Origin of the sequence: Mesorhizobium sp. M0207 (genome assembly GCF_040321995.1) — a bacterium.
Lineage (GTDB): Bacteria > Pseudomonadota > Alphaproteobacteria > Rhizobiales > Rhizobiaceae > Mesorhizobium.
The window spans coordinates 60,894-87,887 of the sequence record NZ_JAMYSQ010000019.1 but is presented as its reverse complement, the minus strand read 5'-3'; the positions used below and the strand labels follow the sequence as shown (position 1 = coordinate 87,887).

General features: G+C 62.7%; 22 protein-coding genes and 1 pseudogene. 14 read left to right on the top strand and 9 right to left on the bottom strand.

Annotation, left to right across the window (positions count from 1 at the left end):
- The first annotated feature begins 2 nt into the window (after window positions 1–2).
- On the top strand, window positions 3–1,604 hold the full coding sequence (locus NKJ15_RS23230) for an FAD-dependent monooxygenase (RefSeq protein WP_352817768.1): 1,602 nt from the start codon (window positions 3–5) through the stop codon (window positions 1,602–1,604).
- A 96-nt stretch (window positions 1,605–1,700) separates the two neighbouring features.
- Here the strand turns inward: NKJ15_RS23230 and NKJ15_RS23225 are convergent, their stop codons facing one another.
- From NKJ15_RS23225 to NKJ15_RS23215, 3 genes are all read right to left on the bottom strand, one after another.
- A complete protein-coding gene (locus tag NKJ15_RS23225; RefSeq protein ID WP_352817765.1) occupies window positions 1,701–2,777 on the bottom strand; it encodes a tartrate dehydrogenase in 1,077 nt (358 codons plus the stop codon).
- 79 nt (window positions 2,778–2,856) lie between these two features.
- The gene (locus tag NKJ15_RS23220; protein WP_352470940.1) at window positions 2,857–3,369 is read right to left on the bottom strand and encodes a phosphatidylglycerophosphatase A family protein; all 513 of its coding nucleotides are present in this window, start codon (window positions 3,367–3,369) and stop codon (window positions 2,857–2,859) included.
- Between the two features lie 51 nt (window positions 3,370–3,420).
- Window positions 3,421–3,681 carry a hypothetical protein gene (locus tag NKJ15_RS23215; RefSeq protein ID WP_352614884.1) on the bottom strand — a complete coding sequence of 87 codons (261 nt, stop codon included), beginning with the start codon at window positions 3,679–3,681 and terminating at the stop codon, window positions 3,421–3,423.
- Between NKJ15_RS23215 and NKJ15_RS23210 the strand changes: the two genes are divergently transcribed.
- The 3 genes and pseudogenes from NKJ15_RS23210 to NKJ15_RS23200 all read left to right on the top strand — a co-directional run bounded on the left by NKJ15_RS23210 (window position 3,680) and on the right by NKJ15_RS23200 (window position 5,255).
- Window positions 3,680–4,306, top strand: coding sequence for a CDP-alcohol phosphatidyltransferase family protein (locus NKJ15_RS23210; RefSeq protein ID WP_352470942.1), 627 nt, complete (start codon window positions 3,680–3,682; stop codon window positions 4,304–4,306). The genes NKJ15_RS23215 and NKJ15_RS23210 overlap by 2 nt on opposite strands.
- A gap of 39 nt (window positions 4,307–4,345) precedes the next feature.
- Window positions 4,346–4,777, top strand: a complete 432-nt coding sequence (locus NKJ15_RS23205; protein ID WP_352614887.1) for an antitoxin Xre-like helix-turn-helix domain-containing protein — start codon at window positions 4,346–4,348, stop codon at window positions 4,775–4,777.
- Window positions 4,774–5,255: pseudogene (locus NKJ15_RS23200) on the top strand (RES family NAD+ phosphorylase). The gene NKJ15_RS23205 and the pseudogene NKJ15_RS23200 overlap by 4 nt, the downstream one beginning before the upstream one ends.
- A gap of 38 nt (window positions 5,256–5,293) precedes the next feature.
- Here the strand turns inward: NKJ15_RS23200 and NKJ15_RS23195 are convergent.
- From NKJ15_RS23195 to NKJ15_RS23170, 6 genes are all read right to left on the bottom strand, one after another.
- Window positions 5,294–6,313: an LLM class flavin-dependent oxidoreductase gene (locus tag NKJ15_RS23195; RefSeq protein ID WP_352470945.1), complete on the bottom strand. Its 1,020-nt coding sequence runs from the start codon at window positions 6,311–6,313 to the stop codon at window positions 5,294–5,296.
- Between the two features lie 162 nt (window positions 6,314–6,475).
- Window positions 6,476–6,682, bottom strand: a complete 207-nt coding sequence (locus NKJ15_RS23190) for a hypothetical protein (RefSeq protein ID WP_352470946.1) — start codon at window positions 6,680–6,682, stop codon at window positions 6,476–6,478.
- An 18-nt stretch (window positions 6,683–6,700) separates the two neighbouring features.
- On the bottom strand, window positions 6,701–7,843 hold the full coding sequence (locus NKJ15_RS23185; RefSeq protein ID WP_352540722.1) for a DegT/DnrJ/EryC1/StrS family aminotransferase: 1,143 nt from the start codon (window positions 7,841–7,843) through the stop codon (window positions 6,701–6,703).
- 253 nt (window positions 7,844–8,096) lie between these two features.
- Window positions 8,097–9,020, bottom strand: coding sequence for a carbohydrate kinase family protein (locus NKJ15_RS23180; protein WP_352470948.1), 924 nt, complete (start codon window positions 9,018–9,020; stop codon window positions 8,097–8,099).
- Window positions 9,017–9,463, bottom strand: a complete 447-nt coding sequence (locus NKJ15_RS23175) for an RbsD/FucU family protein (protein WP_352470949.1) — start codon at window positions 9,461–9,463, stop codon at window positions 9,017–9,019. Before NKJ15_RS23175 ends, NKJ15_RS23180 begins: the two co-directional genes overlap by 4 nt.
- A 2-nt stretch (window positions 9,464–9,465) precedes the next feature.
- Window positions 9,466–10,695 (bottom strand): ROK family transcriptional regulator, encoded by a 1,230-nt coding sequence (locus NKJ15_RS23170; RefSeq protein WP_352470950.1) that lies wholly within the window; start codon window positions 10,693–10,695, stop codon window positions 9,466–9,468.
- 267 nt (window positions 10,696–10,962) lie between these two features.
- Here NKJ15_RS23170 and NKJ15_RS23165 point away from each other — a divergent pair, with 267 nt between their 5' ends.
- The 10 genes from NKJ15_RS23165 (at window position 10,963) to bglA (ending at window position 26,978) form a co-directional block, all read left to right on the top strand.
- Window positions 10,963–11,940 carry a sugar ABC transporter substrate-binding protein gene (locus NKJ15_RS23165; RefSeq protein WP_502893787.1) on the top strand — a complete coding sequence of 326 codons (978 nt, stop codon included), beginning with the start codon at window positions 10,963–10,965 and terminating at the stop codon, window positions 11,938–11,940.
- Window positions 11,941–12,094: 154 nt separating this feature from the next.
- Entirely contained in the window at window positions 12,095–13,156 is a 1,062-nt protein-coding gene (locus tag NKJ15_RS23160) for an ABC transporter permease (protein ID WP_352503463.1), read from the top strand.
- 2 nt (window positions 13,157–13,158) lie between these two features.
- On the top strand, window positions 13,159–13,941 hold the full coding sequence (locus tag NKJ15_RS23155; RefSeq protein WP_352470952.1) for an ATP-binding cassette domain-containing protein: 783 nt from the start codon (window positions 13,159–13,161) through the stop codon (window positions 13,939–13,941).
- Between the two features lie 175 nt (window positions 13,942–14,116).
- Window positions 14,117–16,585: a glycogen/starch/alpha-glucan phosphorylase gene (locus tag NKJ15_RS23150; RefSeq protein WP_352470953.1), complete on the top strand. Its 2,469-nt coding sequence runs from the start codon at window positions 14,117–14,119 to the stop codon at window positions 16,583–16,585.
- 146 nt (window positions 16,586–16,731) lie between these two features.
- Window positions 16,732–18,945: a 1,4-alpha-glucan branching protein GlgB gene (gene glgB / locus NKJ15_RS23145; RefSeq protein WP_352470954.1), complete on the top strand. Its 2,214-nt coding sequence runs from the start codon at window positions 16,732–16,734 to the stop codon at window positions 18,943–18,945.
- A gap of 35 nt (window positions 18,946–18,980) precedes the next feature.
- Window positions 18,981–20,246 (top strand): glucose-1-phosphate adenylyltransferase, encoded by a 1,266-nt coding sequence (gene glgC, locus NKJ15_RS23140; protein WP_352470955.1) that lies wholly within the window; start codon window positions 18,981–18,983, stop codon window positions 20,244–20,246.
- A 3-nt stretch (window positions 20,247–20,249) separates the two neighbouring features.
- Window positions 20,250–21,695 carry a glycogen synthase GlgA gene (gene glgA / locus NKJ15_RS23135; protein WP_352470956.1) on the top strand — a complete coding sequence of 482 codons (1,446 nt, stop codon included), beginning with the start codon at window positions 20,250–20,252 and terminating at the stop codon, window positions 21,693–21,695.
- Between the two features lie 3 nt (window positions 21,696–21,698).
- Window positions 21,699–23,327 (top strand): alpha-D-glucose phosphate-specific phosphoglucomutase, encoded by a 1,629-nt coding sequence (locus tag NKJ15_RS23130; RefSeq protein ID WP_352817755.1) that lies wholly within the window; start codon window positions 21,699–21,701, stop codon window positions 23,325–23,327.
- Entirely contained in the window at window positions 23,327–25,360 is a 2,034-nt protein-coding gene (gene glgX / locus NKJ15_RS23125) for a glycogen debranching protein GlgX (protein ID WP_352817752.1), read from the top strand. Before NKJ15_RS23130 ends, glgX begins: the two co-directional genes overlap by 1 nt.
- On the top strand, window positions 25,350–26,978 hold the full coding sequence (gene bglA / locus NKJ15_RS23120; RefSeq protein WP_352817750.1) for a beta-galactosidase BglA: 1,629 nt from the start codon (window positions 25,350–25,352) through the stop codon (window positions 26,976–26,978). Before glgX ends, bglA begins: the two co-directional genes overlap by 11 nt.
- Window positions 26,979–26,994 lie beyond the last annotated feature (16 nt).

The following is a 26,994-nucleotide window of genomic DNA, read 5'->3' as shown; positions in this document are numbered from 1 at the left end:
AGATGACCAATACCACGGTTCTCGTCGTCGGAGGCGGCCTGAACGGTCTGACGGCGGCCGCCCTTTTGGCTCACAACGACATTGCGTGTGTCCTCGTCGAGCGTCATCCCGACACGTCAATCCAGTACAAGTTTGCCGGCATCTCCCCGCGCAGCATGGAGATATTCCGAAGCCTCGGCCTCGAGGAGGAGATTCGTACAAATCGGACGGGGGACCAGCAGGCAGGCGCTATTGCGCGCGCCAGGAATCTCGCCGATCCGCAGATTCAATGGGGCGGACCCGCGTGGCCGGATGCAAGTGCCCTCAGCCCCACGCAACCAGCGACGTGTGATCAGCACGTCCTGGAACCGATTCTGCGCCGCTACGCCGAGCGGAACGGTGCAGACGTGCGTTTCAGCACGGAGCTGGTGACTTTCGATCAGGACGAGACCGTCGTCCGCGCGGAAATTCGCGATTTCGCGACCTGCGCAAAGGAGGTCATCTCGGCCGACTATCTGATCGTCGCGGACGGTGCGAACGGTTCCCTGCGAGAGAGGCTGGAGATCAGCCGCAGCGGGGCAGGCGGCCTTCAGCACTGGATGAATGTCGTCTTTGACACGGACATGCCTCCGACGATAGGCGGCAAGCGCTTCACGTCGTGCTTCGTGACGGACCTCAACGGGACCTTCACGCCCAGACAGGGTGGACGATGGCTTCTGGCGCTCCAGTACTTTCCCGAAAAGGGCGAGAAACCACAGGATTTTGATGAAGCCAAGTGCAGGGAACTGATCATACGAGGTGCGGGCCGGCCGGACATCACGACGAGGCTTGTCGATGCGCGCTCCTGGGAAGTGGCCGCCCTCACAGCGCGCCAATTCCGCCGAGGCCGCGCGTTTCTTGTGGGGGATGCCGCACATGTGATGCCCCCAACAGGCGCTTTCGGTGGCAATTCAGGTATCCACGACGCCCATAACCTTGCCTGGAAGCTTGCGATGGTAGCACGCGGGCATGCCGATCCCTCGTTGCTGGATAGCTATGACATGGAGCGCCGGCCGGTCATCGAGGCTACGTTGGCGCAAGCGCTCGCCCGCCTACAGAAATGGTTCGACGATCCGTCGAAGCGGTTGCCTCCTCCTGTTGCGATCGTCGAGGATTACGACGTGGTATTTGGCCAACGCTACGCTGCAGGCATCGTGGCTCTGGAATCCACACCGGACGATCACCCATTCCAAAAATCCACGGAGCTGTCGGGCCGCCCCGGCACGCGTTTGCCGCATTTCGCGGTCGGGCGTGCCGGCCAGCGGATTTCGAGTCTCGATTTGTGCGACCGCGATCTTCTTCTCCTCTGCGCCGACGAAGCATGGTGTCAGGCCGCTGACTCCGTAAGCCAGCGCCTCGGGATGCCGCTGACGTGCCACTCGTTGGGTGCGAATGGGGATCTGCTTGACTTGGACCATCGGTGGCCTTCCGTGCTCGGGGTTAAAAGCGGCGGTTCCGCCTTGGTCAGACCGGACGGATTTGTCGCGTGGCGGTCAACGCACGGTGTGCCTGATCCTGTACAGGTGCTGATCGAAACACTTGATGGGCTCGGTTTCCGCACGGAGGCGCACGAACATCATCGGTGAGCGGCGGCGAGTGCGGATGCCTCCCGCCTTCGGGCATGACTTGCTTGCCGATGCCATCACTGGGAATGACAACGATGCCAGGCGCTTGCTCCTTTCCTACTCGTTGTCGCCGAGTAGGGCCGCGCACACCGCTTCGGTGACCTTATCGGTGGTGGCACTTCCGCCGAGATCGGGCGTGTGCAGTGAGGCGTCCGCCGTCACGCGCTCGATGGCGCGCATCAGGCGCGCCGCGGCAGCCGGCTCGCCAAGATGCTCCAGCATCATCACCGCCGACCAGAACGTGCCGACCGGATTGGCGATGCCCTTGCCGGTGATGTCGAAGGCCGAGCCGTGGATCGGCTCGAACATCGACGGAAACCGCCGCGCGGGGTTGAGGTTCGCAGTCGGCGCAATGCCGATCGATCCGGCAAGTGCGGCCGCAAGATCCGACAGGATATCGGCGTGAAGATTGGTCGCGACGATTGTGTCGAGCGAGCGCGGATTGAGCGTCATGCGCACTGTCATCGCGTCGACCAGCATTTTGTCCCATGCGACATCAGGAAAATCGGCCGCGACCTCACGGGCGATGTCGTCCCAGAGCACCATGCCGTGACGCTGGGCGTTCGACTTGGTGACCACGGTCAACAGCTTTCGCGGCCGCGACCGCGCCATCTCGAAGGCGAAGCGCATGATGCGCGTCACGCCGGCGCGGGTGAAGATCGAGACCTCGGTCGCGATTTCCTCAGGCCGGCCGAGATGCGAGCGCCCGCCCTGGCCGGCGTATTCGCCTTCCGAATTCTCCCGAACGATGACCCAGTCGAGATCCCCTGCCGTGACGCCGCGAAGCGGGCTCTCGATACCGGGCAGGATGCGGGTCGGGCGGACATTGGCGTACTGGTCGAAGGGCTGGCAGATCGCGAGCCGCAACCCCCAAAGCGTCAGATGGTCGGGCACGTCTGGCGCGCCGACAGCGCCGAAATAGATCGCATCGAAGGCCTTCAGCCGCTCGGTGCCGTCCTTGGGCATCATCACGCCGTTGAACTTGTAGTAGTCCGAGCCCCAGTCGAAATGCTGCACCTCGAGACTGAAACCGCCGTCGCGCGTGGCGCAGGCGGCCAGCGCACGAAGGCCGGCCGCTACGACTTCCTTGCCGATCCCATCGCCTGGAATGGCCGCGATCCTATAGCTTCGCATTAGTCCAGTCCTCCCCTTGTGGCGCTAAACTAGCATGGACCATCGTGCTGGCCTTTGGCCGTGAGGCCGAATGCCGCCATTACGGCAAATGGTCAATCAATCCGTTCAGCAGGAGCAGCAGCACCCCGGCGGCCACAGCCGCAGCCGCATCGTCCACCATGATACCGGCCCCACCCCTTACCTTGTCATGTGCGATACGGATGGGCCAAGGCTTGACGACGTCGAAAAACCGGAAAGCAAGGAAGCCTGCTGCCCACCAGAGCGGATCGAGGGGCAGCATGGAAAGGGTTAGGGCCGCGCCGAAGGTCTCATCAATGACGACGATCTGCGGATCCTCCGTCCCGGTACGGGAGATAACATACGATGACGCCCATACGCCGACGGCGAACAGGGCCACGTAGGCAAGCACCGTCAGCCAAGGTGATGCGGGTATCAGAGCCGCGGCAACAGCCACTCCAACCATTGCGCCGGCCGTGCCCGGCCATATTGGAGATAATCCCGCGCCGACAGAGGTCGCGAGCAGGTAGGCGAACTTGGGTGGAAACTTATGCATCGATTTTCGGCCGGCTTCCCACGGATCGCAAGCGATCATAGTCACATCGTTCGGGTGCTGCCGCCAGACTGCTGTTCGATTTGCACCACCTCACAAGGGCATCGCCCAAACCGTGAAAATGCTGTCGGGCAGCTGTCGCAGCGACTGGAAGTTCTGTTTCGCCGCCAGCTCGGCGAGTACCTTAATCCGCCGGCCCCATTCGCCAAACGAGATCATTTTTGCGGCAAGTTGAGAACGTTGCTGAGCCCGGTCTCGGCCCGCATTGGCCAACCGAAACGGTGGCGACGGTGGAACAAACCCGCAAATTGCTGGTAAAGCTCCGTCAACCGACATCATCAGAGGAGCCGCCATGATCGCCGGTCTCATGAAAAGTCGCATCGACCCGCTATGGGAGCAGGCCGCCTCTCCGCTGATCGGGATCGGCATGACGCCGAACCAGGTTACGGCCAGCGGGCTGGTGCTCGTGGCTTTGTCTTCGGCCGCCTACGCGTTTCATCATTCAAGTCTTGCCTTTGGCCTTTGCCTGGCGTTTGCCTTCAGCTTCGATGCGCTGGACGGTGCGGTCGCCCGCCGGACAAATATGAGCACCAAGGCCGGTGGCTATTTCGACGCCGTCGTCGACCGCTATCAGGAATTGGCCGTCTTTGCGGCTATCGGCTGGGTTGCCGATCTGTGGGCGATCGCAATGTTCGCATTCGCGGGCGGGATCCTCACCAGTTACGCCAAGGCGCGGACGGCGCTGGAAATCCCTGTGAAAAACCACGGTTGGCCGGATTTCTTCGAGCGGATGGAACGTCTGGTGTTCATTTGCGTGCTGCTCGCCGCCGACGGAGTCGCGACCGCGATGGGCGCGGCTTCGCCCTGGATTCTGGCGGGTGGGTTCGCGCTGTACGCAGTGCTGGCCAACGCCACAGCCCTGCAACGGATCAGTCGCGCATTTGCGATGCTGAAACGAGCCGACGGGAAGCAGCCGTGAGACTACGGGGATGCTTGCACTTGGCCTCACCTGAGGCTAATGGCATTTGGAAATATAGCCGATGTGCTGGGGCTGCCGCCCAAGGAGACGGCTGCACGGTCGCCATTCGGGCTGATGGCTCGAATCGAAGACGGATTGCCGTTGGGTGCGCTTGAACGCGTCTCACAATTGCTGGCACCGGCCGATACGCAATTCAAATATCGCCTCGTCCCAAAGGCAACTTATGAGCGCCGCAAGAGAGGTGCTCTCCGACTCTCTTCGGAAGAGGGCATGCGGGTGGCGCGGGTGGCGCGCCTATGGAACCTGGCCCTCGACGTTTGGCAGATCGAAGGTGAGGCTCGTGACTTTCTGTTTCGGTCTCATCCCATGCTGGAAGACCGACGCCCGATCGACGTGGTCATTCAAAGCGAGATCGGCGCCGAACTGGTGCTCGATATCCTTGCAGGCCTGAAGTACGGCACCGCTGCTTGACGGCACAGATACTCGATCGCATGCTGCAGTGCTTCAGGATCGGCGATCCAGCCGGCACATATCCGATCTTCGACGCGACGGGCTCGACGATAGCGCCTGGCCGCTGGAACACGCCCGGCAGCCCGTTGATCTACACCAGCGAGCATTATTCAACGGCCTTGCTGGAAAAGCTGGTGCACGGCAGCGGCAGACTGCCGCCCAACCAGCCTTACGTCCAGATCATGCTTCCGCGCGGGCTGAGCTACGAACTCTTTTCTCAGCCGTCGTTGCCCGGATGGGATATGATGCCGGCAACGGTGAGCAAGGAATTCGGTGAGACATGGTGTGTCGAGCGCCGCAGCGCGATCCTGATCGTGCCAAGCGTCGTGGCTCGCCCCGACAACAACGTGTTGATCAATCCGGCACATCCGGGTTTTCCCTGATCACGGCCAGCCTGCATCAACCCGTATACTGGGATAGCCGCCTGTTTGGCTCCTGAGCCGGGCAGAGAGGCAGGTTCCTACTTAACACAACCCGTCAGCGCCAACTCAAGCCTGGAGCGACATGGGTCAGGATCGCCTCGATGGCATGGACATTGTACTCGACGCCGAGCTGGTTGGGGACGGTAAGCAGCAGCGTATCGGCCTCGGCGATGGCTTCGTCGCCCTTTAGCTGCTCGATCAGGACGTCCGGTTCGGCGGCATAGGAGCGGCCGAACACCGCGCGTCTGTCTGCCTCGATGTAACCGAAATGATCTCCGCTCTGGTTGCCGCCGAAATAGGCTCGGTCGCGATCGTCGACCAGCGCAAAAATGCTCCGGCTCACCGACACCCGCGGCTCGCGCGTGTGTCCGGCCGCCTTCCAGGCCTCACGAAAAGCCCGGATCTGTTCGGCCTGCTGGACGTGAAACGGCTTTCCGCCTTCATCGAATTTGAGCGTGGAGCTCTGCAGGTTCATCCCCAGTTTCGCCGCCCATTCGGCGGTGGCGTTTGTGGCGGCGCCCCACCAGATGCGCTCGCGCAGGCCCTCCGAGTGCGGCTCGACGCGAAGCAGGCCAGGCGGGTTGGGAAACATCGGCCGCGGGTTGGGCTGCGCAAAGCCTTTGCCCAGCAACACTTCGAGCAGCACTCCGGTGTGTCTACGGGCCATGTCGGCATCGCTCTCGCCCTCTTGCGGGGCGTAGCCGAAGTAGCGCCATCCCTCGATCACCTGCTCCGGCGAGCCTCGGCTGATGCCCAGCTGCAGACGCCCTCCGGCGATTAGGTCGGCGGCGCCGGCGTCCTCGGCCATGTAGAGCGGGTTCTCATAGCGCATGTCGATCACCGCCGTGCCGATCTCGATTCGGCTGGTCTTTGCGCCGACCGCCGCCAGCAGCGGGAAGGGCGAGGCGAGCTGGCGGGCGAAGTGATGCACGCGGAAATACGCGCCGTCCGCACCCAGCTCCTCGGCCGCGACCGCCAACTCGACGGACTGCAAAAGCGCGTCGGATGCCGTCCGCGTCTGCGATTGCGGCGAGGGCGTCCAGTGCCCGAACGAGAGGAAACCAATCTTCTTCATGAGAACCAGCCTAAAGGGGAGCCAGGTGCAGACTATGCTGCGGCGCGCAGCAAAGCATCGCAAAATCGGTGCCGATGACCGCCTGCCTTGACGCGCAAAGCTTGAATCGGCGGTTGTTGATCAACGATGGCCGACCGTGCCGAGCTGCCGTCGGACGCCAGCCTAGGAAGGTGCCGCGAATGCGAGCGCTATCGCGATGAGGATCAACAGCGGTCCCATCCATTTGAAGCGAGTCCCAAAGTTGGTCCACCATGCTTGCTGCTGGCCGGGGCGAGCTTGGAACGGGTCCGCGAGAAATCCGAAGCCGATGCCAGCCATCCACAACCCGGCGCAGAACATGATGAACTCGTCGATGTATTCCGCGACCATGCTTCGAAGCTTTCGAATTTATGCCGCCGCTACATGCGCCGAATTCGAGCCGATATAGTTTCGGATCGTTTCGATGATCCGGTCCTGGTCAGCCTCGCTCAGATAGGGATGCATTGGCAGGCACAGGATGCGCTTCGGCAGCTCTTCCGAAACGGCAAGGCCGGTCGGCGTGCGCGGATAATCGCGATAGGCAATCTGGCTGTGCAGCGGTTTCACATAGTAGATGACCGACGGAATGCCCTTTTCACCGAGATGTGCCTTGAGCCCGTCCCGTTTCGGCGTTTCGATGGCGTATTGCGCCCAGGCCGAGCGGCCGCCGCCCAGATTGCGCGCCGCCTTGACGATATCGCCGAGACCTTCGGCATAGCGATTGGCGACCGCTTGCCGCGCCACCATCTCGTCCTCGAGGATGGCCAGCTTCTCTATCAGGATCGCCGCCTGAAGCGTGTCGAGCCGTGAATTGATGCCGACGCGGACATTGTCATATTGCGTTTCGCCCTTTCCGTGAAAGGCGAACGAGCGCAGCTGTTCGGCCAGCGCATCGTCATTGGTGAACATCGCACCGCCGTCGCCATAGCAGCCGAGCGGCTTTGCCGGATAGAAGCTGGTCGAGCCGACGGTGCCGAACGAGCCGCACATCTTGCCGTCAGCCGAGCCGCCGGTCGCCTGCGCCGCATCCTCGATGACCATCAGGCCTTCGCGATCGGCGATGGCCATGATCGCCTCGTAATCGGCGGCGAGGCCGAACAGGTCGACGGGAATGATTGCCTTCGGCCTCAGCCGGCCCTCCGCCTTGATCATGGCAATTGCCGCCTCGAGGCTGGCGATGTCGATATTGTAGCTGTCGGCATCGACATCGACGAACACCGGTTCGGCCTTGGTCAGCGCCACCACTTCGGCCGTGGCGGCGAAGGTGAAGCTCGGCACGAACACCGCGTCGCCCGGGCCGATGCCGGCGGCAAACAGCGGCAGCAGCAGCGCATCGGTGCCGTTGGCGCAAGCGACCACGTGCTTGATGCCGATATAGGCGGCGAGCTTGTTTTCGAATTCGGTGACCTGCGGTCCGAGAATATAGCGGCCTTCGTCGACAACCCGGTCGATTGCCGCTTTCAGCCTGTCGCGGATGCGTTCGCGCTGCGCGCCAAGATCGATGAACTGCATGTCGGCCTCAAACGGTTTTAGTCAGATAACCGGCCGCTGGTAGCAGACTTGGTACGGCCGAGAAAGCCGCAGGGCAAAAACCCTGAATTGCTCAAGTGTCGCAGCCTGTTACCTCTGATTTCCGATCTGGCCTCTTAAAGGCGTGGAATCCGGGCTTCGGCCGGCCTGTTACAGGCTTCGCACCCCGCCCGCCAGGCTGGACGAAACATAAAGTGATCGCCGGTGAGCAGTCCATGGGCTGCGCACCAGCCGGTCAGGCGATTTCATGCCGCCATGGCGGGTTGGCGCCGGCCCGCGATACCGTCACCGCCGCGGCCTTGGCGCCAAGCGTCAGCGCCTTGTGGATGGCGTCTTCCGGCAAACTGGCGATTGCCGTCTTCGACAGCAGACCCTGTTCATGCAAGGAGGCAAGAATGCCGGCATTGAATGTGTCGCCGGCTCCGACCGTATCGACCACCTCGACCTTGTCCGGCACGACGGTGACCCGGTGCTGGCTGCTGTAACCGACCGCGCCTTCGCTGCCGTGGGTGACCACGATCAGCTTTGGGCCGCGATCCAGCCAGTTACGGACGACGTCTTCATGCGAGCCGGCTTCGCCGAACCAGTTCAAATCCTCGTCCGACAGTTTCACGATGTCGGCCATCGCCATCATGCCGCGGATGCGCCTGAGGTGCTTGGCCTTGTCGGGAATGAAGTTTGGCCGGATGTTGGGGTCGAGCATCATCACGCGGCGCTCATGTTCGCGCCGCATGAACTCCTCATAGGCCGATCCGGCCGGCTCCGAGATCAGGCTGATGGCGCCGAACAGCATGGCCTCGATCTCGCTGCCGAGTTCCGGCAGGTCCTCGATGGTCAGCATGCGCCCGGCGGTGTTCTCGTCATAGAAGGTGTAGGTCGCTTGGCCGTTGGTGAGCCGCACGAAGGCGAGCGTGGTCGGCCGCGGCGAAGTGTGCGCATAGGTCGAGCTGACCTTGCTGTTCCCCAGCGCCTCCCTGAACTGCCCGCCGAACAGATCCGACGACAGGCCGGAGAAAAAGGCAGCGGGCGCGCCGAGCCGGCCTAGCGCAATGGCCGAGTTGAAGACGGCACCGCCGACATAGGGGGCAAAGGCCGGCTCGCCCTCCGTCGTGGTCCGCGGCAGCATGTCGATCAGGGCTTCGCCGCAGCAGAGGATCATGAAGTCTTGCTTTCCGGCGGATAGATCACGCCCTTGCGAATGATGATGTTGGCATAAAGCCGCGGCTCGCTAGTCGCGACGATCGCGTGCGCGGCCTTGACCCGTGCATAGAAGTCGGCACCGGCAAGCGCAACCACCTTGCGGCCCGGCGCACGCCTGGCGCAGATCGCTTCCATCTCATAGTGAACCGGATCGGCGAGCAGGGGATCGCCTTTGGCCGAGGCGCGAAACAGCGCCTGCGGCACGGCGTCGTCGACCGGCAATACGCTCAATACCGCATCGAGCACGGGGACGAGATGATGACCGTCGGCGCGGACCAGCCGCTGTGCCTGCTGCTCGGCCGGGTAGTTGCCGTCGACCAAGGCGATCTCGTCGCCATGGCCCATGGCGCGCAATATCGCCAGAAGCTCGGGGCCGAGCAGCGCCGGGATGCCGATCAGCATGCTCAGAAGCTCCGGGAAATCGTGGTCGAGCCGATGAGGAAGCGCTCCGACAGCGGCAGGCTGGCGCCACCCAGCGCCCGCGCATGGATGCCGACGGTTCCCTCGCGAACGGCCGGCAGCCTCAGGCCTTCGCCGTCGATCCGGCCGATGGCCTGGATAACGGCATCGACAAGCCGCCTGCGCACGGCAAGCGGCATCCATCCGTCGATCACCGCGGCATCGAAGTCAATGACGGAGGAGGCCGAAACGATGGCATAGGCAAGCGCCTGCGAGGCGCTGGCGATCCAGTCGTCAAGCTCGGCGCCGATCTCGCCCCAGTCCCCCGGTGATGTCCACAGATGCGAGGCCTCGATGCCGCGCGCGTTGAGCGCCTTTTCCAGCATGGCGATCGACGCCACGTCGATCAACTGCGTCGGCTTGCCGTCCGGCCCTGGCACCGGCATCGAGCCCAGCGCGCCGGCATTGCCGGTTGGGCCACCAAACAACCGGCCGTTCAGCACGATGCCGCCGCCGGCAAAGGCACCGATATAGAAATAGACGAAATCGCGTGCCGCACCCGCCGCGTGGCCGAACACGAGTTCGGCGCCGCAGGCCGAGGTGGCGTCGTTCTGCAGATAGACTGGAAATTCGCATTGCGCCTGGATATCGGCGCGGATGTCGCGATGGCGCCATTCGTCCATGATTTCACGCGGCGCGCCGGCGGTGTCGGCCCAGTTCCACAATTCGAACGGCATGGCGATGCCAAGCCCGGCAATGCGTTTATCCTGCGCCGGGGTGAGTTCGCCGCGCATCTTCTTCATGCCGCTTGTGACGAATTCCACCGTTTCGCGCGGCGCCGGATAGCGGTAGGAATGCTGCAGCATCGAGCGCACACTGCCGAGGAAATCGATCAGCACCAATTCGGCGCTGCGGCGGCCGATCTTCAGGCCGATGAAATAGGCGCCGTCGGGATTGAGCGCCATGGGTATCGAGGGCTGGCCGATCTTGCCGCGCAACGGCGCCTGGCGGACGAGCAGGTCGTCCTCCTCCAGCTCGCGCATGATGACCGACACTGTCTGCGCCGAAAGGCCGGTCATACGTGCGATGTCGGATTTGGCCAGGCTGCCGTGCTGGCGCACCAGCGACAGCACCAGCCGCTCATTGTGGTCCCGCATGCCGCTTTGGTTGGTGCCGCGGTGCAGGCGGCTTTCGGCCGCATCGGGCGAGCCGTGCCTCGTAATGCCGGTCTCCACCCTGTTCCTCCCGTCGTTTCCCCTCAATGCTTTTGGTCTAGAGTGAGTGAACAATCCTGCGTTGTCAATAATAAATAAGAGTGATTTAATTATTGACAGTGCTGCCGGACTGGTGTCTCTTGAGGTCGGCGCCGACACTGGGAGATTTCGTCGGACGCGCTGCAGATGCCGGTTGGCCGGCATCCTAAATGGTTCCATGGGAGGAAAATCGTGACCACGTCAAAACTGTTGAAATCCACCGTGTTTGCCGCGGCCGGACTGAGCCTGATGGCCTTTGCGTCGACGGCATCGGCCGCCGGGGTCGGCGCCTGCTTGATCACCAAGACCGACACCAATCCCTTCTTCGTCAAGATGAAGGAAGGTGCGGCGGCCAAGGCCAAGGAGCTTGGCGTCGATCTCAAGACTTACGCCGGCAAGATCGACGGCGACAGCGAGAGCCAGGTGGCTGCAATCGAGAGCTGTATCGCCGACGGGGCCAAGGGTATCCTCATCACCGCGTCCGACACCAAGGGTATCGTGCCGACCGTGAAGAAAGCGCGGGACGCCGGGCTGTTGGTGATCGCGCTCGACACCCCGCTTGATCCGATCGATGCGGCTGACGCGACCTTCGCGACCGACAATCTGGAAGCCGGCAAGCTGATCGGCGCATGGGCCGCCGCGACGCTTGGCGATAAGGCCAAGGATGCCAAGATCGGCTTCCTCGACCTGACGCCGTCGCAGCCCACGGTGGATGTGCTGCGCGACCAGGGTTTCATGATGGGCTACGGCATAGACGTGAAGGACCCCAACAAGATCGGCGACGAGGACGATCCGCGCATCGTTGGCCACGACGTGACGAACGGCAATGAAGAGGGTGGTCGCAAGGCGATGGAGAACCTTCTGCAGAAGGATAACACCATCAACGTCATCCACACCATCAACGAGCCCGCAGCTGTCGGCGCCTACCAGGCGCTGAAGGCCGTCGGTCTCGAAAGCCAGGTGCTGATCGTCTCGGTCGACGGTGGCTGCCCCGGCGTGAAATCGGTGACCGAAGGCGTGATCGGCGCTACCTCGCAGCAATATCCGCTGCAAATGGCGGCGCTCGGCATCGAGGCGATCGCCACTTTCGCCAAGGACGGGACGAAGCCGAAGCCGACCGAAGGCAAGAACTTCTTCGATACCGGCGTCAATCTTGTCACCGACAAGCCCGCCAACGGTGTGAAGTCCATCGACACCAAGGAAGGCCTCGCCAAGTGCTGGGGTTGAGCCTGGCCTGACCGGCAACAGATCGCGATCGGCCGGGGCTTGATCCCCGGCCGCTCCGGGTGGACGATGTGCCGATCTAAACGCAAATAGTGCCGGCGGCAGACCGGAAGGCGTGGATGGCGTCGGCGGTTGGCCGAAGCCCAGGGGAGGAAACATGGCTCAAGCACAAGAATTCGAAAAAGTTCTATCGAGCAGCGACACAAGCGTCGCCGCGTTCGACGACCATAAATCGGCCGTCAAGCGTGCCCAGCATTTCCTGCATTCCACGCCGGCAGCGGTGCCGCTTATCGTGTTGGTTCTGGCTATCATTATTTTTGGTATCACCATCGGCGGGCGTTTTTTTTCATCCTATACGCTGACGCTGATCCTTCAGCAGATCGCCATTGTCGGCATTCTGGGCGCCGCACAGACGCTGGTGATCCTGACTGCCGGCATCGACCTGTCGATTGGCGTGATCATGGTGATTTCGGCTGTGATCATGGGCAATTGCGCGGTCAGCTACGGTATGCCGGCCGTGCTCGCGGTGGCGATCGGGCTTCTCGCCGGTGGCGCGTGCGGCCTGCTCAACGGTGTGCTGGTCGCCTACATGAAGCTACCGCCCTTCATCGTGACGCTCGGCACCTGGAACATTGTCATGGCCACCAACTTCATCTATTCGGCCAATGAGACGATCCGCGACACCGACGTCGACGTCCAGGCGCCTCTGCTGCACCTGTTTGCCCTGAGCTTTAAGGTCGGCACGGCCGTGCTGACGCTTGGCGTCATTGCCATGGTCGTTCTCGTGTTGGTCCTCTGGTACGTGCTCAACCACACCGCATGGGGCCGCCATGTCTACGCGGTCGGCGACGATCAGGAGGCTGCGAAACTGTCGGGCATCCAGACGAAGAAGGTGCTGATGACCGTCTATGCCCTTGCCGGGCTGATTGCCGCCTTCGCAGCTTGGGTCTCCATCGGCCGCAATGGCTCGATCTCTCCTTCCGCCGCTGTCACCGACTACAATCTTCAGGCCATCACCGCGACGGTGATCGGCGGTATTTCTCTGTTCGGCGGGCGCGGCTCGATCCTCGGCACGCTGTTCGGCGCCATGATCGTCGGCGTCGTCTCGATGGGCCTCAACATGCTGGGCGCCGATCCGCAGTGGAAGGTGCTGCTCACCGGCGTGCTGATCATCGGCGCCGTGGCGATCGATCAATGGATCAGAAAGGTTTCGGCATAGCCATGACCCAGGAACCCATCCTCATCGCGCGCGGTCTGGTCAAGCGCTATGGCCGCGTCACCGCCCTCGACAACGCCGATTTCGACCTCTATCCGGGCGAAATCCTTGCCGTCATTGGCGACAACGGCGCCGGCAAGTCGTCGCTTATCAAGGCGATTTCCGGCGCGGTCGTGCCCGACGAAGGTGAGATACGACTTGAAGGCAAGCCCGTTGCGTTCAAGTCGCCGATGGAGGCACGGGAGGCCGGCATCGAAACAGTCTATCAGAACCTGGCTCTGTCGCCGGCGCTGTCCATCGCCGACAACATGTTCCTCGGCCGGGAGATCCGCAAGCCGGGGTTCCTCGGCGAATGGCTGCGCATGCTCGACCGCCCGGCGATGGAAAAGCGCGCCCGCGACAAGCTCACGGAGCTTGGCCTGATGACCATCCAGAACATCAGCCAGGCCGTGGAAACGCTTTCCGGCGGCCAGCGTCAGGGCGTGGCGGTGGCGCGCGCCGCCGCCTTTGGCAGCCGGGTGGTGATCATGGATGAGCCGACGGCGGCACTTGGCGTCAAAGAGAGCCGCCGCGTCCTCGAACTGATTCTCGACGTGAAGAAGCGAGGCCTGCCGATCGTGCTGATTTCACACAACATGCCGCATGTCTTCGAGGTGGCGGACCGCATCCACATTCACCGGCTCGGCCGTCGCCTGTGCGTCATCGATCCGAAGCAGTATACGATGTCCGACGCGGTCGCCTTCATGACGGGCGCCAAGGTGCCGCCGGAAGCGGCGCTGGCGGCTTGAGCAAGAACTTGAGGCCCATCGCCAAGGGTCCCAAATGCGCTGTTTCCAAATGCCAAATTGCCGCAGGGCAACCCGGCTTGCGATCACCTGAATCGATTGAACATCCGGTGGGATGCACTAGCATTGGCAGAGATGGTGAAAGCCGCATGATCCTGGCAACGTCACGAGAGGCAGCATGACGCGCGCGATGACAACCGAAGCTCCTCTGCCCACGCTCAAAAACCCGGATCCCAAGACGCTCGCCGAGGAAGTCTTGCAAGCCCTCAAATACAGGCTCGGCAAGGGCACCAACGTTGCAACCCAGTACGATTGGCTCACCGCCTCGATCAAGGTTGTACGCGACCGCATAGTCGATCACTGGATGCAGGCGACCCAAGAGGCCTACGCCCAGCAGGAAAAGCGCGTCTATTACCTGTCGCTGGAATTCCTCATCGGCCGCCTGATGCGCGATGCCTTCTCCAATCTCGGCCTGATGGACAATATGCGCGAGGCGCTTTCGTCGCTTGGCGTCGACCTCGACATCATTGCAGCGCTCGAACCGGACGCTGCCCTTGGTAATGGCGGGCTTGGCCGGCTCGCCGCCTGCTTCATGGAAAGCATGGCGACCGTCAATATACCCGCGCATGGCTACGGCATCCGCTACGCCAACGGCATGTTCCGGCAGGAGGTCCATGACGGCTGGCAGGTGGAGCTGCCCGAGACGTGGCTCGATCACGGCAATCCCTGGGAGTTCGAGCGCCGCGAACGCTCCTTCGAGGTCGGTTTCGGCGGCTCGGTGGAATCGATCACCTCGAAGGACGGCCGGCTCGAGCGGCACGTCTGGAAGCCGACCGAACATGTTCTGGCCGTTGCCTACGATACGCCAGTGGTTGGCTGGCGGGCCAACCGCGTCAACACGCTGCGTCTGTGGTCCGGCATGCCGGTCGACCCGATCCTGCTCGACAAGTTCAATGCCGGCGATCACATCGGTGCGCTCGCCGAAAGCAACAAGGCCGATGCGTTGTCGCGCGTCCTTTACCCGGCCGATTCCCACAAGGCCGGCCAGGAGTTGCGGCTCAGGCAGGAGTATTTCTTCTCCACCGCCTCGCTGCAGGACATCGTCCAGCGTCATCTCAGCCAGTATGGCGACCTGCAATCGCTGCCCGACAAGGCGGCGATCCATCTTAACGACACCCATCCGGCCATCGCCGTCCCCGAGTTGATGCGCCTGTTGATGGATGTCCACGGCATGGATTTCGACCAGGCCTGGAGCATCACCAAGCGCACTTTCGGCTACACCAACCACACGCTCCTTCCCGAAGCGCTGGAAAGCTGGCCCGTGCCGCTGTTCGAGCGGCTGTTGCCGCGCCACATGCAGATCGTCTACGCCATCAACGCCGAGGTGCTGCTCGAGGCGCGCGCCTCCGACCAGTTCTCGGACGAGCAGATCAGCCGCATCTCGCTGATCCAGGAAAATGGCGATCGCCGCGTGCGTATGGGCAATCTGGCCTTTGTCGGCTCGCACTCGATCAACGGCGTCTCGGCACTGCATACGGAATTGATGAAGGAGACGGTGTTTGCCGACCTCCACAGGCTCTACCCGGATCGCATCAACAACAAGACCAACGGGATCACACCGCGGCGCTGGCTGATACAGTGCAATCCCGGCCTCACTGCACTCACCCGAGAGGCGATTGGCGATGGCTTCCTCGACGACATCGACGAGATAAACCGGCTTGATCCTCTTGCCGAGGACGCCGCCTTCCGCGACAAGTTCGCCGCCGTCAAACGGGCGAACAAGACGAGGCTTGCCAATCTCGTTGCAGACCGGCTCGGCATCAAGGTCGACCCGTCGGCGCTGTTCGACATCCAGGTCAAGCGCATCCACGAATACAAGCGCCAGCTCTTGAACATTCTCGAAGCGGTCGCGCTTTACGACCAGATCCGCTCGCATCCGGAGCGCGACTGGATGCCTCGCGTCAAATTCTTTGGCGGCAAGGCGGCGCCCAGCTATCACAACGCCAAGCTGATCATCAAACTTGCCAATGACGTCGCCCGAGTCATCAACCGCGACCCGGCGGTACGCGGCTTGCTGAAAGTGGTATTCGTGCCGAACTACAATGTCAGCCTGGCCGAGATCATGATGCCGGCCGCCGATCTGTCGGAGCAGATATCGACCGCCGGCATGGAAGCGTCCGGCACCGGCAACATGAAGTTCGCGCTGAACGGCGCGCTGACCATCGGCACGCTCGACGGCGCCAATGTCGAGATCAAGGAATGTGTGGGCGACAACAACATCTTCATCTTCGGGCTGACCACAGAGGAAGTCGCCGAGCGGCGCAACAATGGTTACGATCCGCGCGCTGTGATCGAGGGATCGCCTGAATTGGCGCAGGCGCTTGCCGCGGTTTCGTCCGGGGTTTTTTCACCTGATGATCCGGACCGTTATCGCGACCTGATCAACGGCCTTTACCAGAGCGACTGGTTCATGGTCGCCGCGGATTTCGATGCCTACGCCGCCACCCAGCGCGACGTCGATGCCGTCTGGCGCAACAGCCCGGACTGGTACGCCAGAGCGATCCGCAATGTCGCGCGCGTCGGCTGGTTCTCGTCCGATCGAACGATTCGCCAATATGCGAAAGACATCTGGCACGTGCCCGCCTGATGTGATTGCATGAGACCAGGAACAATGTGGCCCTAGTGGAGTGATTTGACCCTCGCATCCCTTGGAGGGTAAGGCGGCATGGCGACTGTCGAACTCAAAACTTCACTAGAAACATACACTTGGTGCCCGGGGAGGGTCACTGCCTGATGAGCAAGCCGCGCGCGACCGTTGCGACAAGCGGGCCGGACGGACTGGCGCCAGCCGACGATGTCGCGGCGATTGTCGCCGGCACGCACGGCGATCCGTTTGCCGTGCTTGGCGTGCATGAGGCGGGGAAGGGCTTTGTCGCCCGCTGCTTCGTCCCTCATGCCGAGTTCGTCACCGCCTATACGCTGACCGGCAAGAAGGCCGGCGAGCTGTCGAGACACGACGACCGCGGTTTCTTCGAAGGCAAATTGTCGCTGCGCAAACGCCAGCCGCTGCGCTATCACGCCAGGAATTCCGGCGGTGACTGGTGGCTGACCGATCCATATTCCTTCGGTCCCGTGCTCGGCCCGCTGGACGATTATTACATCGCCGAAGGGTCGCATCTCAGGCTGTTCGACAAGCTCGGCGCCCATCTCATCGACCATGAGGGTGCATCGGGTGTGCATTTTGCGGTGTGGGCGCCCAATGCAAGGCGTGTCTCGGTGGTCGGCGACTTCAACGAGTGGGACGGCCGCAGGCATACCATGCGCATCCGCCGCGACACCGGCATCTGGGAGCTGTTCATTCCCGACATCGGCGCTGGCCGCCCGTATAAGTATGAAATCATCGGGCCGGATGGCGTGAGATTGCCGCTCAAAGCCGATCCGTTTGCCTTCAAGTCCGAACTGCGCCCGGCCACCGCCTCGGTTACGGCACTGCCGCCGGCGCATGAATGGGGTGACGAGGCGCACCGGAACTACTGGCGCAATGCCGACCACAGGCGCGAAGCCGTATCGATCTACGAGGTCCATGCCGGGTCATGGCGGCTTCACGACGACGGCAGCTTCCTGTCGTGGGATGAGCTCGCCGACAGGCTGATCCCTTACGTGGTCGAGACCGGTTTTACCCACATCGAATTCATGCCGATCTCCGAACACCCTTATGACCCGTCCTGGGGCTACCAGACGACGGGTCTTTATGCGCCGACTGCCCGCTTTGGCGATCCGGACGGTTTTGCCCGCTTCGTCGACGGCGCCCACCGTGCAGGCATCGGCGTCATCCTTGACTGGGTGCCGGCGCATTTCCCGGTTGACGAACACGGTCTGGCAAAGTTCGACGGTACCGCGCTCTACGAACATGCCGATCCGCGCAAGGGCTTCCATCCCGACTGGAACACAGCGATCTACAATTTCGGCCGTCGCGAAGTGATTTCGTTCCTGGTCAACAATGCGCTGTTCTGGGCCGAGAAATATCACGTCGACGGACTGCGCGTCGATGCGGTCGCCTCGATGCTTTATCTCGATTATTCGCGCAAGGCCGGTGAATGGATTCCCAACGAGAAGGGCGGGCGAGAGAACCTCGAAGCGGTCAGCTTCCTGCAGCGGATGAACAAGGAGGTCTACGGCCACCATCCAGGTGTGATGACCATCGCCGAGGAATCGACCTCGTGGCCGAAAGTCTCGCAGCCGGTGCATGAAGGCGGACTGGGCTTCGGTTTCAAGTGGAACATGGGTTTCATGCATGACACTTTGGAGTATTTCTCCAAGGAGCCGATCTTCCGCAAGCATCACCACAACGACATCACCTTCGGCCTGGTCTACGCTTTCAGCGAGAATTTTGTGCTGCCGCTGTCCCATGACGAGGTGGTGCACGGCAAAGGCACGCTGCTCAACAAGATGGCCGGCGACGACTGGCAGAAATTCGCGACGCTGCGGGCCTACTACGCCTTCATGTGGGGTTATCCTGGCAAGAAGCTGTTGTTCATGGGCCAGGAGTTCGCACAGCGCCGCGAGTGGAGCGAGGCGCGCGCGCTCGACTGGAACCTGCTCGATTTCCGGTTCCACCGTGGCGTCTGGCAGACGGTGCGCGATCTCAACTATCTCTACCGCTCGCGCCCCGCGCTGCATGCCCGCGACTGCGAGCCGGAGGGCTTTTCCTGGCTGATCGTCGACGACAGCGCGAACTCGGTCTTTGCCTGGCTGCGCAGCGCGCCGGGCGGCAACCCGGTCGCCGTCATTTCCAACTTCACGCCGGTGCCGCGCGACAATTACCGCGTGCCGTTGCCGCAGGCCGGAAAATGGCGCGAGATCATCAACACCGATGCCACGGATTATGGCGGTTCCGGCAAGGGCAATAGCGGCGTCGTCGAGGCTCGGGCGGAAGGGGGAGGGATTTCGGCGACGATGCTTTTGCCGCCGCTGTCGACGATCATGCTCGAATTCGTCCCGGACTGAGCTATGTCTGGAGCATCTAACCTGGGAGGATAGGAATGGCTGAAATAAAACGAACACAGCCGCTGGCACGCGACGCCATGGCTTATGTGCTGGCAGGCGGCCGTGGCAGCCGGCTCAAGGAACTGACCGACCGCCGCGCCAAGCCGGCGGTCTATTTTGGCGGCAAGACCCGCATCATCGATTTCGCGCTGTCCAATGCGCTCAATTCCGGTATCCGCCGCCTCGGCGTCGCCACCCAGTACAAGGCGCATTCGCTGATCCGCCATCTGCAGCGCGGCTGGAACTTCCTGCGGCCCGAGCGCAACGAGAGTTTCGACATCCTGCCGGCCAGTCAGCGTGTGTCGGAAACGCAATGGTATGAGGGCACCGCCGACGCCGTGTACCAGAACATCGACATCATCGAGGCCTACGGGCCGGAATACATGGTCATCCTGGCCGGCGACCACATCTACAAGATGGACTACGAAATGATGCTGCGCCAGCATGTCGAGGCCGGCGCCGACGTCACCGTCGGCTGCCTCGAAGTGCCACGCATGGAAGCCACGGGCTTCGGCGTCATGCATGTCGATCCCAAGGACACCATCATCTCCTTCATCGAAAAGCCCGCCGATCCGCCGGGCATTCCCGACAAACCGGATTTCGCGCTGGCCTCGATGGGCATCTATGTGTTCAAGACCAAATTCCTGATGGAGCAATTGCGTCGCGATGCGGCGGAGCCCGGCTCGAGCCGGGACTTCGGCAAGGACATCATCCCCTACATCGTCGAGCACGGAAAGGCGATCGCCCATCGTTTTGCCAAATCCTGCGTGCGCTCGACCGCCGAGAACGAGGCCTATTGGCGCGACGTCGGCACGGTCGACGCCTATTGGGAGGCCAATATCGACCTGACCGACATCACGCCGGAACTCGACCTTTACGACCGCGATTGGCCGATCTGGACCTATGCCGAGTTGAAGCCGCCGGCAAAGTTCGTGCATGACGAGGATGGCCGCCGCGGGTCGGCCGTGTCGTCTCTCGTGTCGGGCGATTGCATCGTTTCGGGCGCTTCGCTGAAGCGAAGCCTGATCTTCACCGGCGCGCGCATAAATTCCTATTCGACGCTGGAGGAGGTCGTCATGCTGCCGGACGTCCATGTCGGCCGCAGCGCCAGGCTGAAGCGCGTGGTCATCGATCACGGCGTCAGGATTCCGGAGGGTCTGGTGGTCGGCGAGGATCCCGTCCTCGACGCCAAGCGTTTCCGCGTTTCGGAAAAAGGCATCTGCCTCGTCACGCAGGACATGATCAACAGGCTGGGATCGTAGTGCATGCAGGTTCTGTCGGTGGCGCCCGAGATCTTTCCGCTGGTCAAGACGGGCGGGCTCGCCGACGTGACCGGCGCCTTGCCCGTGGCATTGGCCGGCAAGGGCGTCACCATGCGCACGCTCGTCCCCGGCTATCCTCAGGTGATGGGCGCCTTCAGGAAAAAGAAGCCGGTTCAGCAATATCCATTGCTGCAGGGCGGCAAGGCTTCGGTGTATGCCGCCCAGATCGCCGGGCTCGACCTGTTCGTGCTTGACGCGCCGCATCTTTTCGACCGTCCCGGCGGCCCATACGGCAACGCGACAGGCGCCGACTGGCCGGACAATTGGCGGCGGTTCGCGGCCTTGAGCCAGGTAGGCGGTGATATTGCCGGCGGCGCGATCTCGGGCTACCTGCCCGATATCGTCCATGCCCATGACTGGCAGTCGGCAATGACGCTTGCCTACATGCGCTACGGCAAGGCGGTCGGCACGCCGTCGATGATCACCGTGCACAACCTAGCCTTCCAAGGCCAGTTCGGCGCCGGCATCTTTGGCGAGCTTGGCCTGCCGGCGGCGGCGATGGCGCTCGACGGCGTCGAATATTACGGCGGCGTCGGCTTCCTCAAGGCCGGCCTGCAGGCGGCGTGGGCGATCACCACGGTCAGCCCGACCTATGCGCAGGAAATCCGCTTGCCCGAATTCGGCATGGGCCTCGACGGCCTGATCAACATGCGCTCCGTCGATCTCCATGGCATCGTCAACGGCATCGATACCGAGATCTGGAACCCGGAAACCGACAAGCATCTGGTCTCCAACTACACCGCAAAGACGCTCAAGGCGCGAATGCCCAACAAGGCCGCGGTCGAGGACCGTTTCAGCCTCGATCGCGATGATAGCCCGATCGTCTGCGTCGTCAGCCGGCTGACCTGGCAAAAGGGCATGGACATACTGGCTGCGGCCATCGACGGCATCGTTGCAAGAGGTGCACGGCTGGCGATCCTCGGCTCCGGCGACGCTGGGCTGGAAGGCGCGTTGCTTGCCGCCGCAGCCCGCCATCGCGGCCGCATCGGCGTCGTCGTCGGCTATGACGAGGGACTCTCCCACACCATGCAGGGCGGCTGCGACGCAATCATTATCCCATCGCGCTTCGAACCTTGCGGGCTGACACAGCTTTACGGCCTGCGCTATGGCTGCGTGCCGGTCGTCGCGCGCACCGGCGGCCTTGCCGACACGATCATCGATGCCAACGAAGCCGCCATCTCTGCCGGCGTGGCGACCGGTTTCCAGTTTGCGCCCGCCAATGCCGGCGCCTTGCTGCACGCCGTCCGCCGCCTTGTCGAGGCGCATGCCAATCCCGCAGTGTGGACGTCGATGCAGCGGCAAGGCATGAAGGCCGACGTTTCGTGGGACAAAAGCGCCGAAAAATATGTCCAACACTATCGCTTGCTGCTTTCGAAAAGGGCTGCCTGACTGATGATCCGCACCGTCGCCACCAAACCCTATCCCGACCAGAAGCCCGGCACGTCCGGGCTGCGTAAAAAGGTCCCCGTGTTCCAGCAGGAGCACTATGCCGAGAACTTCATCCAGTCGATCTTCGACGCGCTGGACGGGTTCGAGGGCAAAACCCTGGTGATCGGCGGCGACGGCCGCTTCTATAACCGCGAGGTCATCCAGAAGGCCATCGCCATGGCCGCGGCAAACGGCTTCGGCAAGGTGATGGTCGGGCAGGGCGGCATCTTGTCGACGCCAGCCGCTTCGCATGTCATCCGCAAATACAAGACCTTTGGCGGCATCATCCTGTCGGCCAGCCACAATCCGGGTGGCCCGCATGAGGATTTCGGCATCAAGTACAATGCCGGCAATGGCGGCCCAGCGCCGGAAAAGCTGACCGACGCGATCTTCGAAAAAACCAAGGCGATTTCAAGCTTCAAGATCGCCGATATCGGGCAGGTCGACATCGACACGATCGGCACGGTCAAGACGGCGGACATGACCGTCGAAATCATCGATCCTGTCGCCGACTATGCCGAACTGATGGAAAGCCTGTTCGATTTCGACGCATTGCGGGCGCTGTTCAGGTCGGGCTTCCGCATGCGCTTCGACGCCATGCATGCGGTGACCGGCCCCTACGCCAAGGAGATCCTCGAAAACCGGCTCGGCGCGCCCAACGGCACCGCCCGCAATTTCATTCCGCTGCCGGATTTCGGCGGCCATCATCCCGATCCCAATCTGGTGCACGCAAAACACCTATACGACGAGATGATGGGGCCGGATGCGCCAGACTTTGGCGCCGCCTCGGATGGCGACGGCGACCGCAACCTGATTATCGGCAAGGGAATTTTCATCACCCCGTCGGATTCGGTGGCGATGCTCGCCGCCAACGCCCATCTGGCGCCGGGCTACAAGGCGGGGCTGAAAGGCATCGCCCGCTCGATGCCGACCAGCGGTGCTGCCGACCGGGTCGCCGAAAAGCTCGGCATCGGCATCTACGAGACGCCGACCGGCTGGAAATTTTTCGGCAATCTGCTCGATGCCGGCATGGCAACGATCTGTGGCGAGGAGAGTGCGGGGACCGGCTCCAACCATGTCCGCGAAAAGGACGGCCTGTGGGCTGTGCTTTTATGGCTCAACATCCTTGCCGTTCGCGGCGAAAGCGCCAAGCAGATCGTCACCCAGCATTGGGCGGCCTATGGCCGTAACTATTATTCGCGCCACGACTACGAGGAGGTCGAGACCGATCGTGCCAACGCGCTTGTCGGCGAGTTGCGCGCCAAGCTCGGCTCGCTGCCTGGCACCAGCGTGCGCGGCATGACGATCGCCAGCGCTGATGATTTCGCCTATCACGATCCGGTCGACGGCTCGGTCAGCGAGAACCAGGGCATCAGGGTGCTGTTCGAAGGCGGCTCACGCGTCGTCTTCCGCCTGTCCGGCACCGGCACCTCGGGCGCGACGCTGCGGCTTTATGTCGAGCGCTACGAGCCGGACAAGAACCGCCACGATCTCGACACCCAGGAGGTGCTTGCCGATCTGATCGCGGCGGCCGACGACATTGCCGGGATTCGCAGCCATACCGGCCGCGCCAAGCCGAGCGTCATCACCTGATGTCGTCGGGACTATCCGCCGGCTATCGTCCGCGATTTGGCGGGCTTGCCGGGGAGGGCGGTATCCGCTTCGCCGCATGGTCCTCGTCGGCTCGGCGCATCTGGGTTTCGATTTTCGACGAACACGGCAACCGCGAAGTCGACCGGCTGGAACTCCAGTCGGAAGACGAGGGCGTCCATGCACTTTTTGTTGCCGGTCTCGCCGCCGGGACCCGATACGGGTTCCGCGCCGATGGCGACTACGCGCCGGAACACGGTCTCTGGTTCGATCCCGACAAGCTGCTGGCCGATCCTTACGCCGTCGAGATCGACAGGCCCTATGCCTATGACGGCCGGCTAGCCGCGCGCCGAGGCGAGGGGGCCGACACTGCGCCGCTGATGCCGAAAGCCATCGCCGGCGCCTTGCCGGAACCCTTGCCCGCCTTGCCGCCGCTGTTTCGGCCCGGCGGCCTTATCTACGAAGTGCCGGTACGCGCCTTCACAAAGCTGCATCCCGACATTCCCGAGAAGCAACGCGGCACCATTGCAGCGCTCGCTCACCCCCTCGTTGTCGAGCATCTGCAAAAACTCGGCGTGGCAGCCATTGAGTTGATGCCGGTGACTGCATCGATCGACGAACGGCATTTACCGCCCCTCGGTCTGCGCAACGCCTGGGGTTATAATCCCGTGACCTTCATGGCGCTCGATCCGCGACTGGCGCCCGGCGGTCTGGCCGAGTTGCGCGGAACGGTCGCCGCGCTGCGCGAGGCCGGCATCGGCACCATTCTCGACCTGGTGTTCAACCACACCGGCGAAAGCGACCGGCTCGGCCCGACATTGTCGCTGCGCGGGCTCGACAGCCGCGCCTATTATCGGCACGAGCCGGACGGCGCTCTGGTCAATGACACCGGAACCGGCAATACGCTCGCCTGCGAGCATCCGGTCGTCCGGGAAATGGTCCTCCACACGCTTCGCCACTTTGTCCAGCGCGCCGGTGTCGACGGATTCCGCTTCGACCTGGCGCCGATCCTCGGCCGCGTCGACGGCGTTTTCGACGCCGATGCGCCGCTGCTGAACGCCATTCGCAACGACCCTGTTCTTGGCGACCGGGTACTGATCGCCGAGCCTTGGGATATCGGACCGGATGGCTATCAGCTCGGCAATTTTCCGCCGCCCTTCCTCGAATGGAACGACAAATACCGCGACGATATCCGCCGCTTCTGGCGCGGCGACGGCGGCATGATCGGTGCCCTGGCGACGCGGCTTGCCGGTTCGTCCGACGTCTTTGCCAAAGCAAGCCAGACAACGAGCCGCAGCATCAACTTCATCGCCGCGCATGACGGCATGACGCTGGCCGATATCGTCGCCTATGGGCACAAGCACAACGAGGCCAATGGCGAACTGAACCGCGATGGTCACGACGACAACCTGTCCTGGAACGATGGCGTCGAGGGCGAGACCAGCGACCAGTCAATCGTTACGGCCCGTTTCGATGACCAGCGCGCGCTGCTGGCGACGCTCTTTGCCTCGCGCGGCACGATCATGCTGACGGCCGGCGACGAGTTCGGCCGCACGCAGCGCGGCAACAACAACGCCTACGCGCAGGACAATGACATCACCTGGCTCGACTGGGCCGGGCGCGACCTGGCGCTCGAGCATCATACGGCTCTGCTCGCCAGGATGCGTCGCGCCGTGCCGGCGCTCTTGGACACAGCATTCCTGACCGGAGAACAGCCTGCGGGTTCGGAAATCCCAGACGTAGCCTGGCTGACGGAAACCGGCGTGCCGTTCGAAGAGGCAGCCTGGGACGATGCCAGGCGGCACCGGCTGGTCATGGTTCTCGGTAGCGGTGAGAACAGTCGCCTTGCGGTGGTCATCAATGGCGACCGCCGGGCCTGCATGTTCACGCTGCCGGAACGGGCGGGTTTTCATTGGCGCCCAGCTATCGAACCGGATAGTAGCGATATCTCGCGGCCGGTGCCTGGGCGAACAGTCCTGTTCATGATCGAAAGCAGGACAGCGTGTGCGGGCGCAGGGGAGAGCCATGATGGCTGACAATGCCGAATGGTGGCGCGGCTGCGTCATCTACCAGATCTACCCGCGCTCCTTCCAGGACACGACAGGCGACGGCAGCGGCGATCTCAGCGGCATCACCTCGAGGCTGGCCCATGTCGCATCGCTCGGTGCCGACGCCGTTTGGCTGTCGCCTTTTTTCAAGTCGCCAATGGCCGATATGGGTTACGACGTTTCGGATTACTGCGCCGTCGATCCGATGTTCGGCACACTAGAGGATTTCGACGCACTGATTGCGGAGGCGCACCGGCTCGGCCTGAAGGTGATCATCGATCAGGTCTTGTCGCATTCGTCGGATCGGCACGAATGGTTCGTCGAAAGCCGCACGAGCCACGACAACCCCAAGGCCGACTGGTACGTCTGGGCCGATGCGAAGCCCGACGGCACCGCCCCCAACAACTGGCTGTCGCTTTTCGGCGGCCCGGCCTGGGAATGGGACGCAACGCGCAGGCAATATTACCTGCACAATTTCCTCGCCTCGCAGCCGGACCTGAATTTCCACAACCCAAAGGTGCAGGACGCCCTGGTGGAAACGGTGCGGTTCTGGCTCGAGCGCGGCGTCGACGGTTTCCGGCTGGATACGGTCAACTATTACGTCCACGACCGCTGGCTGCGCAGCAACCCGCCTTTGGCGGAAAGCGTCGCCGGCACCAATACGGCAACCAGCCCCTATCTCTATCAGGAGCATCTGTTCGACAAGAGCCAGCCGGAAAACCTTGCTTTCCTCAGGCGCTTCCGGGCCTTGCTTGACGAATATGAAGGCCGCGCCGCTGTCGGCGAGATTGGCGACGAAACGCGTTCCTTGCAGACACTCGCCGCCTATACCGGCGGTGGCGACAAGCTCCAAATGTCCTACACGTTCGACCTGCTCGGCCCGCAATTCTCGGCGTCGCATGTGCGTGGCTGTGTCGAGGCCTTCGAGAGTAAGGTATTCGACGGCTGGGTTTGCTGGGCGTTCTCCAATCACGATGTCGTGCGCCATGTCAGTCGATGGAAAAGGCCGGGCGGCGATCCGGACAGGATGGCGAAATTCTCGATCGTGCTGCTTTCCTGCCTGCGCGGATCGATCTGCCTCTACCAGGGCGAAGAACTCGGGCTGGAGGAGGCCGAACTGGCGTTCGAGGATTTGCGCGATCCTTTCGGCATCCGCTTCTGGCCGGGGATCAAGGGGCGGGACGGGTGCCGAACGCCGATGGTCTGGGAGGCTGGCGCCGACAATGCCGGCTTTTCGACGGGCAAGCCGTGGCTTCCGGTCCCGGCAAGCCATCGCGCCCAGGCGGTCGACGTCCAGGATGGCGAGCAAACCTCCGTCCTGGCGAGCTACCGTGCGATGCTGGCCTTGCGCAAGCAGCATCCGGTGCTGGTTCGAGGCTCGATCCGGTTCCTCGATGCCGAAGGCGACGTCCTTGCTTTCATTCGCGAAGGCGGTGACGAAAAGCTGCTCTGTGTCTTCAATTTCGCCGACGAGCCGGCCGGCTGGCAATTGCCACCGGATCTGGAAGCGATAGAGCCGATAGACCTTGGCGGTGCTGCCGGCGTCTTGCAGGAAAGAACGCTGTCGCTGCCGCCGCTGGGCTGCTTCCTCGGCCGGATCGGCTGAGCTCTATTTCATTATC